The 668-nt window shown below is 30.7% G+C and carries 1 protein-coding gene; it reads right to left on the bottom strand.

All coding sequences use genetic code 11. From position 1 onward, the window contains the following. On the bottom strand, positions 1 to 379 hold a 379-nt coding region (locus ACESSZ_RS16485), incomplete at its 3' end, for an IS3 family transposase (RefSeq protein WP_499842912.1). Positions 380 to 668 lie beyond the last annotated feature (289 nt).

Below are 668 nucleotides of genomic sequence, written 5' to 3'. Positions count from 1 at the left end.
TGTAGGATATGATTTCACGATTATGTAAATCGATGATTGGGGATAAATACAGTTTACCTGCTCCTATATGAAATTCAGAAACATCTGTCGACCATTTCTGATTGCACCGTGTTGTTTCAAAATTTCTCTCATAATAAGTTTTGTGATTTTCTTTATCGATAACTTGTGTAAGCAGTTGGTTTTTTACAGTGCCATTCATATCACCTTTATAAGACTTGTATTTTGCTTTTGGTGTAACGCCATATAAGCCCATCACAGACATCAACCGTTTTACCTTCTTATGATTCATCATAAACCCTTTATTTATCAATTCTAGCGTGATTCTGCGGTATCCATAACGACCTTTATGTGTATAGTAGATATCAATAATAGTGTTCATAACTTTATCGTTCTTCATATCCTTATTGGTCTTAGATAAAGTATAATAATATGTAGATCTTTTCAGTCTTGAAATATGTAGAAGAATACGAATTGGGTATTTACGCTGTAATTCAAAAACAACCGCTACTTTTTCTTTGATTGTTGATTCTTCCTTGCCTGAATTACAGCTCTCAATTTTTTTAAATATTCATTCTCCGCTTCTAAATATAAATTTTTATCTTCAAGATATTTAATCTTTTCCTCTGGTGTCATATCTTTATAATCTTTATTTACAATGTTTTTCTTTG

The sequence above is a fragment of the Eubacterium sp. 3_1_31 genome, assembly GCF_964249515.1.
GTDB classification, from domain to species: domain Bacteria; phylum Bacillota_I; class Bacilli_A; order Erysipelotrichales; family Erysipelotrichaceae; genus Longicatena; species Longicatena caecimuris.
The sequence above is the reverse complement of the archived record's forward strand: the minus strand, read 5'-3'. Positions and strand labels throughout refer to the sequence as shown.